Raw genomic sequence first — 15,488 nt, 5'->3', positions numbered from 1 at the left:
ACAGCATTAAGATTAATCAGAAAATTACAGATAAAAACATAGACTTACGCCTCCCCTGCTACACTAACTCAACACACAGAGAAAAGGAGCTACAGATGAAACGGTTACCCTGGATTACCGCCCTGCTGTTAATGAGTGCCTCGACGGCCGCGCTGGCGGCACCGGATTCCTGCGAGCGCGTGAAAAGCGACATTCAGCAGAAGATCGTCAACAACGGCGTGCCTGAGTCAGGTTTTACGCTGAACATCGTGCCGAACGACCAGGCCGACCAGCCGGGCACGCAGGTCGTAGGCCACTGCGCTAACGACACGTTTAAGATTTTGTACACCCGCACAGGCAGCGGTGCGGCAGCTGAACCTCAGTAATTGAGCTTCAATCCACTTTGATTTGATAAGGATTAATATTTAGTCTCCCCAAATTAGTGACACTCACCCCATCATTAGCCCGGATATCATTTCGGGAAAAATAATACGCAATTATAATGATGGGGTGAGCCATGTCCGATGCTGAACATCACGGCGGAATTAGCCGTCGAACTCTCGTGAAATCTACGGCGATAGGTTCTCTGGCGCTTGCCGCTGGTGGGATCTCGCTTCCATTTGGTCTTAAAAGCGCTGCAGCCGCGGTGAAGGGCGCCGTCCAGCCCCCTGAAGATACCGTCGTGTGGGGCGCCTGCTCTGTCAACTGCGGCAGCCGCTGTGCGCTGCGTCTGCACGTGCGCGACAACGAAGTGTACTGGGTCGAAACGGACAACACCGGCGAGGATGTATATGGCGATCACCAGGTGCGTGCCTGCCTGCGCGGACGTTCAATCCGCCGCCGCATCAATCACCCTGACCGTCTGAACTACCCGATGAAGCGCGTGGGCAAACGCGGCGAAGGCAGGTTTGAACGCATCACGTGGGATGAAGCGCTCGACACTATCACCGCCAGCCTGAAAGACGTGGTGGCCAAATACGGCAACGAAGCGGTGTATATCAACTACTCTTCCGGAATTGTCGGCGGCAATATCACCCGCTCTTCCCCTTACGCTTCGCTGGTGGCGCGCCTGATGAACTGCTACGGCGGTTTCCTGAGCCACTACGGCACCTATAGCACGGCGCAAATTGCCTGCGCGATGCCCTACACCTACGGCAGTAACGACGGCAACAGCACCTCGGACATCGAAAACACCAAACTGGTGGTCATGTTCGGCAATAACCCGGCAGAAACGCGCATGAGCGGCGGCGGGATTACGTACTATCTGGAACAGGCTCGCGAGCGGTCCAACGCGCGCATGATTGTTATCGACCCGCGCTATACCGACACGGCAGCCGGACGTGAAGATGAGTGGATCCCGATCCGTCCGGGTACCGATGCCGCGCTGGTGGCGGGTATTGCCTGGGTGTTAATCGACGAAAACCTGGTCGACCAGCCGTTCCTCGACAAATACTGCGTCGGCTATGACGAAAAAACGCTGCCGGAAGGCGCGCCCGCTAACGGTCACTACAAAGCGTATATTCTCGGCCAGGGCGATGACCACACGGCGAAGACGCCGGAGTGGGCCTCCCGCATCACCGGTATTCCCGCCGATCGCATCGTTAAGCTTGCCCGCGAAATCGGCTCCGTGAAACCGGCCTACATCTGTCAGGGCTGGGGACCACAGCGCCAGGCAAACGGCGAGCTGACCTCCCGCGCCATCGCCATGCTGCCGATCCTCACCGGAAACGTGGGGATCAACGGCGGGAACAGCGGCGCGCGTGAGTCCACTTACACCATCACCATCGAACGTATGCCGCTGCCGGATAACCCGGTCAAAACGCAAATCTCCTGCTTCAGCTGGACGGACGCCATCGCCCGCGGGCCGGAAATGACCGCCCTGCGCGACGGCGTACGCGGAAAGGATAAGCTGGACGTGCCGATTAAGTTCATCTGGAACTACGCGGGCAATACCATCATCAACCAGCACTCCGATATCAATAAAACCCACGATATCCTGCAGGATGAAAGCAAGTGCGAAATGATTGTGGTCATCGATAACTTCATGACGTCGTCAGCTAAATACGCCGATATCATCTTGCCGGACCTGATGACCGTCGAGCAGGAAGACATCATTCCTAACGATTATGCGGGCAATATGGGCTACCTGATTTTCCTCCAGCCCGTGACTGCGCCGAAGTTTGAGCGCAAGCCCATCTACTGGATCATGAGCGAAGTGGCGAAACGCCTCGGGCCGGATATCCATCAGAAATTTACCGAAGGACGCACGCAGGAGCAGTGGCTGCAGTATCTGTATGCCAAAATGCTCGAAAAAGACCCTCAGCTGCCGTCCTATGACGAGCTGAAAAAAATGGGCATTTACAAGCGTAAAGATCCGAACGGACATTTTGTGGCCTATAAAAAGTTCCGCGAAAACCCGGATGCCAATCCGCTGAAAACGCCTTCGGGCAAGATTGAGATTTACTCCAGCAAGCTGGCGGAGATTGCGGCCACCTGGGAGCTTGAAAAAGATGAGACCATCAGCCCTCTGCCCGTCTATGCCTCGACCTTTGACGGCTGGGATGCGCCCGAGCGCGCGCGGTTCCCGCTGCAGCTGTTTGGCTTCCACTTCAAAGCCCGTACCCACTCAAGCTACGGTAACGTCGACGTGCTTAAAGCAGCCTGCCGCCAGGAGGTCTGGCTTAATACTGTTGATGCCGAAAAACGCGGTATTAAGAACGGGGATACGGTGCGCGTCTTTAACGATCGCGGTGAGGTGAGAATTGAAGCGAAAGTCACGCCGCGCATCATGCCCGGCGTGAGCGCCATGGGCCAGGGTGCCTGGCACGACGCCAACATGAACGGCGATCGTATCGACCACGGCTCATGCATCAACACGCTGACCACGCACCGCCCGTCGCCGCTGGCAAAAGGCAACCCGCAGCACACCAATCTGGTGCAGATCGAGAAGGTCTAGAAAGTGAAGCGCATGACCGTTATTTATTCTATGGTCTATAAATTGGTTTAACACAGTCGCGCGGGCGAAATCCGCGCGAGCAAGGAAGATGTAATGAAAGACGTCTCACAGCGTGAATCGTTCGCGTTTAGCGCCCGCGTACTGGGCGCGCTGTTTTATTTTGCACCCGACAGCGAGCAGGCTGCTCCGCTGGTCCAGGCCCTAACCGCGGGCGACTGGGTTCAGGACTGGCCTCTGCCGCCGGAAACGCTGCAGCCCATTGCCGAATCCTTTGCCTCGCCTGCCGACGAGCCGCTGACGGACGCGTGGCAACGGCTGTTTATTGGCCCTTACGCCCTGCCCGCTCCGCCGTGGGGCTCCGTCTGGCTCGACCGCGAATCCGTGCTGTTCGGCGACTCGACCCTCGCCCTGCGTCAGTGGATGCGGGAGAATAATATCGCGTTTGAGATGCAGCAGAACGAACCGGAAGACCACTTTGGGACATTGCTGCTGCTGGCAGCGTGGCTTGCCGAGAATGGTCGCGATGCTGAGTGCGATCGGCTTCTGGCGTGGCACCTGCTGCCGTGGAGCACCCGCTTCCTGTCCGTGCTTGTCGACAACGCCGGGCATCCGTTTTATACCGCGCTGGGCAGGCTTGCGCAGTTGACGCTCGCGGACTGGCGATCGAGGCTGCTTATTCCGGTTGCGGAAAAGACGCTGTATCGATAAGGAGTGTGGCTTGCTCGAGGATGGCGGGCAAGCTACGGTCAAAAGAGGAGACTTAAAAAATTTAACTCGAAACAGGAGGCATATTGAATTTAATAATATAAAATAGCTTTTCCTGGTAAGGTCAACACTTTCGTTTGATACATAAAAACAAAACCATGAATAAAAATTATTCCTTCGAAGACAAGCGTAAGAAATTACTTGTTACAGCCGTGATATTGATCGTTTTAGGTGGGTGGCTCTGGTATATGTCATGGGCATCTGGCATCTCCCATAATACAATATTAAAAAAATCCGTTCCTGAATGGATAACATATATTTCTTTTGGCGTTTTGACTGGAATAATTTTTGTTATGCGCGCTTTTTATCTGCGCACTTTCAACAAAACATTTGAATATTTTGCCAATGCTTTTTTTAGCGGCTTTTGCCTTGGGTTTGTATTGAGCTTAAATTGTTATGATATTTATGTCTATCTCTTCCCGGACAAAATAATTGGCTATGAATCTGAATATGAGGTTGTCTTTCCGGGTCCTTCGAGAGGTAAGTATAGCCATTGTGAAGCGGGTCTCTGGTTAAAAGATCAGAACACCAACAGATGGGTTCAGCTCTGTACAAACAAAGAGTATCTGCACAGCCACCGTAAGCAGGGAATGACTGGAGTGTGGGTAACGGCCCGCGTTAATAATATTGGAAGTTACATTGTGAATTATGAGTTTATTTATTTGTAGGCACGACCCTATCTATTTTTGTCCCGGTGAAAATGAATGGTGGCGCTCGAGGTCCGCTCCTTGCTTGTAGCCGCCAGCCAGATACTTCGCACCACAGATTGCGCATTCACAGCGGAGAAACCGGCTATGGGCAGGACCATCTCAAAATCGAATCAGGATAAAACCTCCCGTATACCCACAAATTTAGTGGTAGATACGTGACGACTGTTCATCTATTCTGCTTTTTCAGCGAGCAAGCCGGAGTCATTTTTAATGGATAATCCCATATTTCTGAAAACCATCATTATCTTTATTCTCGTCCTGTGGGTAATAGACGTAGTCAGGAGAAAGAAAAAAAAGCGTTATGACTCCGCTATAGCAGAGGCTAATGCCAGAGAACGCTATGAATGGCGCTATCTCAGATGGGGTTGGCAGGCAATACGAGTGGCGGCGGCAGGGTATATCTTTGTTCAGCTGATTCAGTTTTTACTGAGATAGATGGAAGAAGAAGGTAAAACGGGCAAGGAACATCTCACTGTCCAGGCCAACAGTAGTTGAGCCTCGGTGGTAGAAATTGTGAGCGTTCCCTGCTCCCTGCCTGCGAGTAGCATGCGTTACAAGCCTTTAACCAGTATTTGGTTGTGTATCACCGACTGATTCCCCCTCACTCGCACTCTCTTTACTTTGAATGAACCGAAGTGCCAGGTAGAGGTCTGGCGCCAGAATCATGTCATCATCATTCATTGTTGGCCGACTCTCTTTAAACCAGCGGGTTAACTCCGTTTTCCTGCCCGCGAGGATTAATTTAATCTGTCGACCTTTCAGATCGCGCTTTAACTCATTAATGGTTGCCAGAACGCTGATGTCTGAATAGGTGAAGCAGGCAACGGCATCAATGACCACCCATTTAGGCTGTAAGGCTGCCCCATCAACCAGGTTCAAAACCCGACGTTTAAAATAAGCCACGTTAAAATAGGTCAACGGCGAGTTAAATCGATACATCAGCACGCCCGGGACCATTTTAATATCGTTAGTATTTCCTAATGAGTGAATCATTCCATCGTCGTCAGTGCCCAGCAGGTGCTCAGAGGGACGAAACACTGTACGAAGGAATTGTAATAACCCGAGCAACACCGCAAGGCCGATCCCCTGGATAACGCCGATAATTAAAACGCAGCCAAACGTGAAAAAGGCCAGACGAAATGCCTGCTTATTTCTGCGCCTCAGGTTCCATAGTCCACGTAAATCAATTAATGACCACGAGGCATACATTAGAACTATACCTAACGCAGATACCGGAATGTATTGTAATGGCTGAGTGAAAAACACCACGACAATACCAATGATCAAAGCTGCGACCACCGAAACCAGCTGGCTTTTCCCCCCAACTGAATCATTAACCGCGGTCCGGGAATCGGCTCCACTGATTGCAAACCCCTGAGATAATCCCGACATAATATTCGCAATACCCAGCGCGCGGAACTCTGCATCAGCATTAATTTCATAGCCATTTTTCGCGGCGAAACTTCGGGCGGTCAGCATCAGGCTCACAAAACTGACCAACGCCAGGTTCAGCGCCGGGATCACTAAATCACGCATCGGACCGGGCTGGAACGCCCCCCAGTTAACGACGGGTAAACCGGGCTGGAAGCCTTCTCCCCCAATCGTGGCAATTCCATACTGTTGCGCAGAGGTCACCCATACCAGCGCCGTTGTTATCACAATAGCAATTAAAGGTGCTGGCCACTGGCTGCGATACGTTTTAATCGCCATTAAAATAATTAACGTAAAAAGGGATATCCCTACGGTTAATAAATGGCTATCTGAAAGTCGGCCTGGCAAGGCGATTATTTTTTCAATAACCTGCGCCTCATCAAGCTTAATCCCCAACACCTTGCCTGGTTGCCCGACAATAATCGTCACCGCTACGCCGTTAAGCAGGCCGGTAAGAATGGGATGAGAAAGCAGATCGGCAAGTGCGCCCAGGCGGAATTTACTGGCAAGCAGGCACCACCCGCCCATCATCAATGTCATGATGATTGTCAGCTGCCAGTGCAGTTCGGGATTCCCCGCAGAAAGCGGAAACACGACGGCCGCAATCACCGCGCATGTCGTTGCATCTGGGCCCACAATAAGCTGGCGTGAAGAGCCAAACAGTGCGTAAGCTATCATTGGTAAAACGCAGGAATAAAGCCCTACAATTGCCCCAACACCCGCCAGCTCAGCGTAAGCAATTGCAACGGGTAGCGCTACAGCCGCAACGGATAACCCGGCTTTAACATCATGTTTTAGCCAGCTTTTATCGTAGGCTAACAAATTTTGTAAACCTGGCATGTAGTTTAACAATAGTTTTCCGAACACATTCTTCTCCGGACAGGGATATTTGCCACGTCATGCTGGCACACTTCTCAGTGAGGTTCTGGCTTTCAAATGCTCCGGAATGAGGCCGCCGCCTCTCAGTTCCTGATAAAACTACAGCCATCGTACTTTTCTGACTGGTATTAAACATAGTTCATAAACTACCCCTTAGCCGGAGTTGGCCTGGCCGGACGCTGCAGTGCTGCACGCTGGCAATCTCACCTTCTCTCATATCGTCTGGAATAGCGATGTCATAGAGTCGAGAAAACTATAGTCATGAGCCTATGAATCTATGATACATACGTCAGACAGATCGGCGAGTATAAAAGGCCAGCGTCCACTCCTCGCTCAAAACTGCTTCAGCAACTATGGAACAACAGCGTTATTTTCACAATTTGCGGTAGACACCTTTATTGATATAGCTTTATTGCACGGCTGATTTCGTCACCGCTAAACATCCTAAAATTTCATCCATGGAGTAACTATTGTTCCTTTAAATTTTCATCTGCTTCCGGCGAATAGTGCTGAAAAACACATGCCAGCTTATTCCCGTCAGGATCGCGAAGATAGGCAACATAAAAATCGGGGCCGTACGCGGTTCGTGTCCCTGGCGCGCCTTCATTTTTCCCTCCCGCAAGAAGTCCTGCTGTATGGAAACGTCTGACAAGGTCCGCGTTATCTGCTCGGAATGCGAACATTGTCCCGTTTCCCGCCGTTGCGGGATGCCCGTCAAAAGGAGGGCAAATACAGAAGCTGAATCCCTCATCCGGATGATTTTCATCTCCCCACATTGCCCAGCTCTCTGTCCAGGCAGGCAAACGTGAATAGCCAAGCACGTTAAAAACAGCGTCATAAAACGCCACGGAGCGCTGAAGGTCATTTGTACCTATGGTGATATATGTCAGCATCTTGTCACATCCTCTTTGCCGTTTAACTGAGCAGACATTATACCTGGGGCTATGAATTAAGGGGCCATAAAAAAGCGGATTTTGAGCATTGTAAGCGTGTGGGCGAAATGGTTTGCTGAACATGTTCTGTAAGGCGATCTCATCCCCCGCCCCATTACGTGAGTATCTCAAGTTTCCGTATATATGCTAAAATTTTTGCAACTGCAGATCGAAAATCACCCTTTAAAATTTCAGTACGTTAGCCAAAGCGAGCGAATATGGATAATATTCCACATAAGCAGATAGTCCTGAAAAGATACCCCGCATGGCTTTGGTGCGGAAGTTTTTATCTGGCGACATTGAATTGCTCTGCAGATGAAATAAATCTGTATTCAATTAACACTGGCTTATACGTTTATCATCTGACAAATAATCACGGACAATACACGGAGAACTTTGAAAACAAGTTTATATCCGTGGAGCGGAAATTCTCGGATACGTCGAAATATAGTGTTGTGCTAGGCACAATGAAAAACAGCTTTAATGACAGATGTCTGGCCGCCGGTGTAAGAAGAGACTGGGCTGGATGGAATAACGGTTGGGTTTTTAAGGGAATCTATGGATATGTAGGCGAATTTTTCTTTGATACTTTCGATGATTGTGGCGACCATGGTTCATACCATGATTTTAAAAAAGTAACAGGGATAGGTTTTTCTCCCTACATATATCATGGATTTCAGTATAATTTTACGTCTTATTTTGGTATGGATGTGGGTATTATCATCCCCTCCGTTTTTGTCATCACGGCCCAATGGAGCTTTAGATAAATCCGTCAACCATGTGTGCAGTGCTGTAACTGTCTGTAAGGGAAACCGCCCCACCGTCTCAACCGGAGGGGCTTAAATTACCGCTGGTGCACGCTCAAAACCACAAGCTAAAAACTATACGTCACCTTCAAACTCCCCGTGGGTGACGTTTTGCGTTGCACGATCGGGCTGTCCGCTGCATCCCCCGTCAGCTGCGTCACACCCGCTGAGGCAAGTACGCTCCAGCGCGAGGTGAGTTTGTGGGTCCAGTCAAGGTTCATCGACCAGGCATAAATCCCGGCCCCGGCGTCATGTCGGGCAAAACCCGATGCGGCCGATTGGGCGGCGTTTACCCCGTAGTACGTCTGCATATACTTGTCCGATCCCCAACTGCCGGTCAGCGCCAGCGCCACCTCATTTTTTGGTGAGGTGTAGAACGGGCTGGAAATGCCAAAATGTACCGCTTCACCGTTGTCTCTTTCAGAAACCGGTACCTCAGCCTGCAGCTGCAGGTGAAGCCAGTCGGTCACCTTGTACTCAAGCCCGGGCACCACGATAGCCGAGCCTTTAATCTCCCCCATTCCTCGCAGCTCGTCGCTGCCGGAGCCGATCGAATCGCTGCTCACGTCTTTATCTTTACGGCCCGTTCGATAGCTCAGCGCTGCGCTGTAATCCAGGTTGCCGATGTTGTTACCGTAACCGATCCCTCGCGTGGTACCGATGAAGAATCCATTTTCCATGGAATAATCCACTACCTGAGCCGCTGAGACGCGGGTTTTATCTGAACCCGAATAGCGTGGCCCTACGTCCACGCCGCCCCCCAGGGTTAAGACGTTACCCTGCCGCTGTTCTCCCGCCAGTACAGGCGTAGCCAGTAACGCCAGAACGACGCCCGGGACGATGGTTTTCAGGCAGCGGCCCGAAAGTAAATGAGGGAACGTATGACGCAGTTCGATGTTTCTCATTAAGGAAGTCCTTATGGATTCAAATGATGACGATGCATGCGGTTAACCGCCAGAACGCCCATTTTGAATACTCACCCTAAGGTTCTTATGAGCCGAAAATGAAGAAACGCTGAAGCGCAAGCAGGTGCTGTATACCAGGCTGATTTCCTGATACCGTTTTTTTCTTAAGATGTTCTTCATTCACGGTTGATACCGTTACCAATGTGAAAATTCTACTAATCGAAGACGACCTGGATCTCGGCAATGGCGTACGTATCGCTCTCTCAGATCAAGGGTTTGACGTCATATGGGTTCGCCGTAAAGAGGATGCGCTGCATCAGCTTGACGTCTGCGTGCCGGAACTTATTTTGCTCGACCTCGGCCTGCCCGACGGAGATGGCATGAGCCTGATGACGCGTTTGCGTCAGCAGCTCAAGGGGATCCCGGTCATCATCCTGACGGCGCGAGGAACATTGCAGGATCGCCTGCGGGGGTTGGATGCCGGCGCGGACGACTATCTCGTCAAACCTTTTATTCTCGCCGAGCTGCTGGCGCGAGTGAGGGCTCTTGCACGGCGCAGCTACGGTTTTGAGAATGAGGCGATAGAAATTCGCGGGCTCTCTCTTCATATACCGACGCGTCGCGTGACGGTGAGCGCGCGCCATATCGATTTAACGGCCAGTGAATACGCGCTGCTGGAAACGTTGATGCTGCGCGCGGACCGCGTGCTGACCCGGCGGTTTCTGGAAGAAAGGATATTCGGCAACAAAGAGAACCTCAGCAACGCGCTCGACGTGCATATGGGAAATTTACGGCGAAAAATCGGCGACGGCTATGTGCGAACGGTCCGGGGCGTCGGGTACGTTATTGATACCGTCTCAATACAGAAGGTGACCGGTTGATGCAAAACGTCTGGTATCACCTGAGGCGACCGACGCTGGTACGGCGAATTATCATCGCCCAGATGCTGCTGCTTACCCTGCTGTGGTGTCTTTTTTTAACCTTCATTCTGTGGGAGGACCTGCGTAGCCCTCCTATCATCACGGGCAGCAAAACGTACGAAACCGTTTTTACCCTGGCTGAGCGTATGGACGGACGCCCGCAGGACCGTACCGCCGTGCTGGAGGCCTTCAGCAAGGCGCTGCGTGAAGGTTACGGCGGAGGGGAAGATCCCCTGCTGTCGATTAACCTCATCGTTCGCAAAAATAATACCGTTATTTTTTCATCCGACGGAGCACCCGCAGGGGTAACAAATACCCGACAAGGTGAAATGGAGCACGTTCAAAGTGAGGGTCGCATCTGGACCAGCCGAACCCTGAAATCGCCCCACTCCGACGTGGAGGTAACCCTTTTCACCCCTGCCAGCGGCTGGAACTTCTTTATCTACCTGAACTCGCGCGGATACTACATTCTGCCGCTGCTGGTTTGTTTCCCTTTTCTGCTGTTTCCCGCATGGTTCTCCATCCGCATTGCGATGCGTCCGTGGAATAAGGTGGTCAATGAAATTACGTTACGCACGCCGGACGATCTCTCTCCTTTAAAAGCCGTACCGAAGCACAGAGAGCTTCGCCAGATGGTGGACGCGATCAATGACTTCCTTGCCCGGGTGCGTGAAAGCGCGGAAAGAGAGCGGGTTTTCATCGCGGATGCCGCGCACGAGCTGCGTACGCCCCTCGCGGCGATGCGCATCAACGTGGAGGCGCTGCAGTCCTGGGTCATCAGCGAAAGCCAGCAGGAGCTGCTTGCCGGCGTGATCCGCAGCAACAGCCGCGCCGCGCGTCTCGTCAATCAGCTTCTGCTGATGATGCACAGTGAAGCGAGTATTGATACGGTCATGGAGCCCGTGCCGCTGACGACGCTCGTCCAGGAGCGCATGGCCGAGCTGGAGCCCTTAGCGTCTGCGCGCAGGATCGAGCTGGAATTCTTTGCCGAGGATGAAGTCTGGATCCCTGGCGCCAGGGAACGCCTGGTGTCGTTGATTGATAATCTCATTGAGAATGCCGTGAAGTACAGCCCCGAGGGCGGGCGGATTCAGGTCGACGTGCGGGCGGGCGATCGCGGCGTCCAGCTGCGCGTCTCCGATGCGGGCCCGGGTATTCCGGTCGAGCTGCAGGAGCGCGTGTTCGACCGCTTTTTCCGCGATCCCAATCAGGTGCAGAGCGGCAGCGGGCTGGGGCTTGCCATCGTTAAAGCGGTGGCGCAGCAACACAACAGCAGCGTAAACCTGACAACCTCTGCAGAAGGTGGCCTCCTGGTGACGGTAGACTTCCCGAACCGCACGTTTAGCTAAAGCAGAACAGGGGGTTTGATCGCAAATGCCGCAGATTGCTTCAAAAAAATTACCGTGTTTGTTATATTGTTGTTTATTGCTTATTCACCTCTGCGGTGCCAAAAAGAACAAGATTCACCGCAACCCAGGACAGAGAAATGTTAGATTACCGCTTCCCGACAGCTTTGCAGATGGTTCTCAGCGTAGCGATGGCGGAGCAATTGGGTGAACGTTCGACGAGTGCGATTCTGGCCTACGGCCTGGAAGCGAACCCGAGCTTCATCCGCAAATTGATGGTTCCGCTGACGCGAGACGGCATTATCGTCTCAACGCTTGGCCGTAACGGCTCCATTCATCTTGGTCGCCCGCCGGAAGAGATCACCCTGCGCGACATCTACCTTTCGGTCATCGAAGATAAAAAGCTGTGGGCCTCCCGCCCTGACGTGCCGGCCCGCTGCGTGGTCAGCGCCAACGCCTGCTGGTACTTCAAATCAATTTCTGAAGAAGCCGAAGAGGCTTCGTTAGCAGTACTGGCCCGCCATACCGTAGCAAGCGCCCTGGAAGCGGTGAAAAACGCCGACAGCAGCGGATGGGATCCACTCCCCGACCTTATTGCCCAGTATCAAAAAACGTCATAACGTTTTACCTGATGCGAAAAAAAAACCGCCTTCACTATGAAGGCGGTTTTTTATTATCGGCAACGTCCCTACGCGGGCAGAACGTCCCTTTCCTCTTTTTTCCCGCGCGTCACGAACTTACGCAGCGTCACGTAGAACACCGGCGTCAGGAACAGACCAAACAGCGTCACCCCAAGCATGCCGGAGAATACCGTGATCCCCGTGACGCCGCGCACTTCTGCGCCAGCGCCGTGACCGAGGATCAGCGGAATGGTCCCGGCGATAAAGGCGATGGAGGTCATCACAATCGGGCGTAAACGCAGGCGGCAAGCCTCCAGCGCGGCCTCCATGATGCCTTTGCCCTGAATTTCAAGCTCGCGGGCAAACTCCACGATAAGAATGGCGTTTTTACAGGCCAGCCCCATCAGTACCACCAACCCCACCTGCACGAAGACGTTGTTATCGCCCCCGGTGAGCCAGACGCCAAACAGTGCGGAGAGCATGGTCATCGGCACGATGAGGATCACCGCCAGCGGCAGCGTCCAGCTTTCATACAGCGCCGCCAGCACCAGGAATGCCAGCAGCACCGCCACCGGGAAGACGATCAGCGCCGTATTGCCCTGAGTGGCCTGCTGGAAGCTCAGATCCGTCCATTCAATGTTCATCCCGTTTGGCAGGATCTGCTTAGACATCGCGTCCAGCTGCGTCATCGCCTGCGCAGATGAGAGCACGCGCGGGTCGGCATCGCCAATCAGGTCCGCCGCCGGGTAACCGTTGTAGCGGATCACCGGATCCGGCCCGTAGGTGGTCGTGATTTTCACCATACTGCCAATCGGCACCATTTCGCCCTGGCTGTTGCGGGTGCGCAGATTCGCAATATCTTCCACGCTGTCGCGGAACTGCCCGTCGGCCTGCGCCATCACGCGCCAGGTTCGTCCGAACTGGTTGAAGTCATTGACGTACGACGACCCCAGATAGGTTTGCAGCGTCCCGAAAAGATCGGTCAGCGACACGCCCTGCGCTTTCGCCTTATCGCGGTCAACCTGGACGTCCAGCTGCGGAACGTTAGCCTGGTAGGTTGAGATCGGGAAATGCATTCCCGGGGTCTGCATAATCGCACCGGACATGGTGTTCACCGCGTTCTGCAGCGCGCCATAGCCCAGACCGCCGCGATCCTGGATGTACAGGGAATAGCCCGACCCCTGACCCAGCCCTAAAATCGGCGGCGGCAGAATGGAGAAGCCAAAGCCTTCCTGGATTTGCGCGATTTTCGCATTAATTTCCGCATTAATTTCCGCAGCGGAATGTTTACGCTGATCGAACGGCTTCAGGCCAAAGAACACCGTACCGGTATTCGGCGTATTGGTGAACTGCAGCGCGTTCAGCCCCGGAAACGCGACCGCATAGTCCACGCCTTCGGTATTCATCCCGATTTCGCTCATTTTGCGGATCACCGCGTCGGTACGCGCCAGCGAAGAGCCTTCCGGCATCTTCACACCGCCAATCAGGTAAAGCTTATCCTGCGTCGGAATAAACCCGCCGGGCACCGCTTTAAACATGACGCCTGCGGCACAGAGCAGCAGCAGATAAACCACGAATACCGCGCCGCGTCGTCCCAGCGTTTTACCCACCAGTCCCTGATAGCCGTTTGAGCTGCGGAGGAAAAAGCGGTTAAACGGACGGAAAATCCAGCCGAACAGACGATCGATAAGCCGGGTCGGGAAATCCTTCGGCGCGCCGTGCGGCTTTAACAGCAGTGCCGCCAGCGCCGGAGAGAGCGTCAGCGAGTTAATAGCGGAGATCACCGTCGATATCGCGATCGTCACCGCAAACTGCTTGTAGAACTGACCGGTAACGCCCGAGAGAAACGCCATCGGCACAAATACCGCGCACAGCACCAGCGCAATCGCGATAATCGGCCCGGACACTTCACGCATCGCCTGGTGCGCGGCCGCAAGCGGCGCAAGCCCCTCTTCTATGTTTCGCTCGACGTTTTCCACCACCACGATGGCGTCGTCCACCACGATACCGATGGCGAGCACCAGCCCGAACAGGCTGAGGGTATTCAGCGAGAAGCCGAGCAGGTAAAGAATGCTGAAGGTACCCACCACCGACACCGGCACCGCGATCAGCGGAATGATCGACGCGCGCCAGGTTTGCAGGAACAGAATGACCACCAGCACGACCAGCACCACGGCTTCCAGCAGCGTTTGCACCACCGCACGGATCGAATCGCGCACAAAGACCGTCGGATCGTAAGGTGCCGCCCACTTCATGTCCGCCGGGAAGCGCGTCGACAGTTCGTCCATTTTCGCGCGCACCGCGTTAGACAGATCGATGGCGTTCGCCCCCGGTGACTGGAAGATACCAATCCCGACCGCATCTTTATTGTTCAGCTGGGAACGCAGAGCATAGCTCCCGGAGCCCATTTCAATCCGCGCCACGTCGCGCAGGCGGACGACAGTACCGTCCTGCGTCGTTTTCAGGACAATATTGCCAAACTCTTCTTCGGTGTGCAGACGCCCCTGGGCGTTAATGGAGATCAGGAAATCACTCTCTTTCGGCAGCGGCTCGGCGCCAAGCTGACCGGCGGAGACCTGTACGTTTTGCTCCTGCATCGCCGTGACCACGTCCGAAGCGGTCAGCCCGCGCGCCGCCACCTTATTTGGGTCCAGCCACACGCGCATCGCGTATTCGCCTGAGCCGAAAATCTGGATCTGGCCGACGCCGGGCAGACGCGCCAGCTCGTCCTTCACCTTCAGCGTGGCGTAGTTGCGCATATACAGCGAATCGTACTTACCGTTTGGCGAAAACAGATGCACCACCAGCGTCAGCGTGGGCGACTGCTTCTGGGTGGTAATGCCCAGACGCCGCACGTCTTCCGGCAGACGCGCCTCGGCCTGCGCGACGCGGTTTTGCACCTGAACCTGCGCCTGATCGGGGTCAGTCCCCGGACGGAAGGTGACGGTGGTCACCAGCACGCCGTCCGAGCCCGCGACGGATTTCATGTACATCATGTTCTCAACGCCGTTGATCGCCTCTTCCAGCGGCGTCGCCACGGTCTCGGCAATCACTTTCGGGTTAGCGCCCGGGTACTCCGCGCGCACCTGCACGCTTGGCGGCACGACGTCAGGATATTCGCTCACCGGCAGCAGCGGGATGGCGATTAACCCTGTGATAAAAATCAGAATCGACAGGACGGCAGCAAAGATCGGCCTGTCGATGAAAAAGCGGGAAAAGTCCATGGGTTGGATTCTCAG

General features: G+C 53.9%; 13 protein-coding genes. 9 read left to right on the top strand and 4 right to left on the bottom strand.

Annotated features, from left to right (window positions below; translation table 11 throughout):
* Positions 1-95: 95 nt before the first annotated feature.
* The 5 genes from LRM19_RS05810 (at position 96) to LRM19_RS05790 (ending at position 4,845) form a co-directional block, all read left to right on the top strand.
* Positions 96-365, top strand: coding sequence for a DUF1161 domain-containing protein (locus LRM19_RS05810; protein WP_021241220.1), 270 nt, complete (start codon positions 96-98; stop codon positions 363-365).
* Between the two features lie 131 nt (positions 366-496).
* Positions 497-2,935, top strand: coding sequence for a selenate/tellurate reductase subunit YnfE (gene ynfE, locus LRM19_RS05805; RefSeq protein WP_271367785.1), 2,439 nt, complete (start codon positions 497-499; stop codon positions 2,933-2,935).
* Positions 2,936-3,028: 93 nt separating this feature from the next.
* Positions 3,029-3,643, top strand: a complete 615-nt coding sequence (gene dmsD / locus LRM19_RS05800) for a Tat proofreading chaperone DmsD (protein ID WP_271367784.1) — start codon at positions 3,029-3,031, stop codon at positions 3,641-3,643.
* Between the two features lie 155 nt (positions 3,644-3,798).
* Complete coding sequence (locus LRM19_RS05795; protein WP_249577030.1) at positions 3,799-4,368, top strand: hypothetical protein; 570 nt, start codon at positions 3,799-3,801, stop codon at positions 4,366-4,368.
* 252 nt (positions 4,369-4,620) lie between these two features.
* Positions 4,621-4,845, top strand: coding sequence for a hypothetical protein (locus LRM19_RS05790; RefSeq protein ID WP_111965748.1), 225 nt, complete (start codon positions 4,621-4,623; stop codon positions 4,843-4,845).
* Positions 4,846-4,971: 126 nt separating this feature from the next.
* Here LRM19_RS05790 and LRM19_RS05785 read toward each other — a convergent pair whose 3' ends face one another.
* On the bottom strand, positions 4,972-6,708 hold the full coding sequence (locus tag LRM19_RS05785; RefSeq protein ID WP_271367783.1) for a SulP family inorganic anion transporter: 1,737 nt from the start codon (positions 6,706-6,708) through the stop codon (positions 4,972-4,974).
* 479 nt (positions 6,709-7,187) lie between these two features.
* A complete protein-coding gene (locus tag LRM19_RS05780) occupies positions 7,188-7,613 on the bottom strand; it encodes a VOC family protein (RefSeq protein ID WP_271367782.1) in 426 nt (141 codons plus the stop codon).
* Positions 7,614-7,870: 257 nt separating this feature from the next.
* Here LRM19_RS05780 and LRM19_RS05775 point away from each other — a divergent pair, with 257 nt between their 5' ends.
* Complete coding sequence (locus LRM19_RS05775) at positions 7,871-8,419, top strand: hypothetical protein (RefSeq protein WP_271367781.1); 549 nt, start codon at positions 7,871-7,873, stop codon at positions 8,417-8,419.
* Between the two features lie 107 nt (positions 8,420-8,526).
* Here LRM19_RS05775 and LRM19_RS05770 read toward each other — a convergent pair whose 3' ends face one another.
* A complete protein-coding gene (locus LRM19_RS05770) occupies positions 8,527-9,363 on the bottom strand; it encodes a MipA/OmpV family protein (protein ID WP_271367780.1) in 837 nt (278 codons plus the stop codon).
* Between the two features lie 203 nt (positions 9,364-9,566).
* Here LRM19_RS05770 and LRM19_RS05765 point away from each other — a divergent pair, with 203 nt between their 5' ends.
* The 3 genes from LRM19_RS05765 (at position 9,567) to LRM19_RS05755 (ending at position 12,249) form a co-directional block, all read left to right on the top strand.
* Complete coding sequence (locus LRM19_RS05765; protein ID WP_111965744.1) at positions 9,567-10,244, top strand: response regulator; 678 nt, start codon at positions 9,567-9,569, stop codon at positions 10,242-10,244.
* Positions 10,244-11,632, top strand: coding sequence for a sensor histidine kinase (locus tag LRM19_RS05760; RefSeq protein WP_271367779.1), 1,389 nt, complete (start codon positions 10,244-10,246; stop codon positions 11,630-11,632). Before LRM19_RS05765 ends, LRM19_RS05760 begins: the two co-directional genes overlap by 1 nt.
* A 137-nt stretch (positions 11,633-11,769) precedes the next feature.
* On the top strand, positions 11,770-12,249 hold the full coding sequence (locus LRM19_RS05755; protein WP_029739386.1) for an RrF2 family transcriptional regulator: 480 nt from the start codon (positions 11,770-11,772) through the stop codon (positions 12,247-12,249).
* A 68-nt stretch (positions 12,250-12,317) separates the two neighbouring features.
* Here the strand turns inward: LRM19_RS05755 and oqxB are convergent, their stop codons facing one another.
* Positions 12,318-15,473: a multidrug efflux RND transporter permease subunit OqxB gene (gene oqxB / locus LRM19_RS05750; RefSeq protein WP_111965742.1), complete on the bottom strand. Its 3,156-nt coding sequence runs from the start codon at positions 15,471-15,473 to the stop codon at positions 12,318-12,320.
* Positions 15,474-15,488 lie beyond the last annotated feature (15 nt).

Source organism: Enterobacter sp. PI-10 (genome assembly GCF_027947695.1).
GTDB classification, from domain to species: Bacteria; Pseudomonadota; Gammaproteobacteria; order Enterobacterales; family Enterobacteriaceae; genus Enterobacter; species Enterobacter vonholyi.
The sequence above is the reverse complement of the archived record's forward strand: the minus strand, read 5'-3'. Positions and strand labels throughout refer to the sequence as shown.

Bases quoted from the DNA above. Each gene is read 5' to 3' on its own strand.
- LRM19_RS05770 (WP_271367780.1), bottom strand. From the start codon at position 9,363: ATGAGAAACATCGAACTGCGTCATACGTTCCCTCATTTACTTTCGGGC.
- dmsD (WP_271367784.1), top strand. From the start codon at position 3,029: ATGAAAGACGTCTCACAGCGTGAATCGTTCGCGTTTAGCGCCCGCGTA.
- oqxB (WP_111965742.1), bottom strand. From the start codon at position 15,473: ATGGACTTTTCCCGCTTTTTCATCGACAGGCCGATCTTTGCTGCCGTC.
- LRM19_RS05795 (WP_249577030.1), top strand. From the start codon at position 3,799: ATGAATAAAAATTATTCCTTCGAAGACAAGCGTAAGAAATTACTTGTT.
- LRM19_RS05755 (WP_029739386.1), top strand. From the start codon at position 11,770: ATGTTAGATTACCGCTTCCCGACAGCTTTGCAGATGGTTCTCAGCGTA.
- LRM19_RS05775 (WP_271367781.1), top strand. From the start codon at position 7,871: ATGGATAATATTCCACATAAGCAGATAGTCCTGAAAAGATACCCCGCA.
- LRM19_RS05760 (WP_271367779.1), top strand. From the start codon at position 10,244: ATGCAAAACGTCTGGTATCACCTGAGGCGACCGACGCTGGTACGGCGA.
- LRM19_RS05790 (WP_111965748.1), top strand. From the start codon at position 4,621: ATGGATAATCCCATATTTCTGAAAACCATCATTATCTTTATTCTCGTC.
- LRM19_RS05780 (WP_271367782.1), bottom strand. From the start codon at position 7,613: ATGCTGACATATATCACCATAGGTACAAATGACCTTCAGCGCTCCGTG.
- ynfE (WP_271367785.1), top strand. From the start codon at position 497: ATGTCCGATGCTGAACATCACGGCGGAATTAGCCGTCGAACTCTCGTG.
- LRM19_RS05810 (WP_021241220.1), top strand. From the start codon at position 96: ATGAAACGGTTACCCTGGATTACCGCCCTGCTGTTAATGAGTGCCTCG.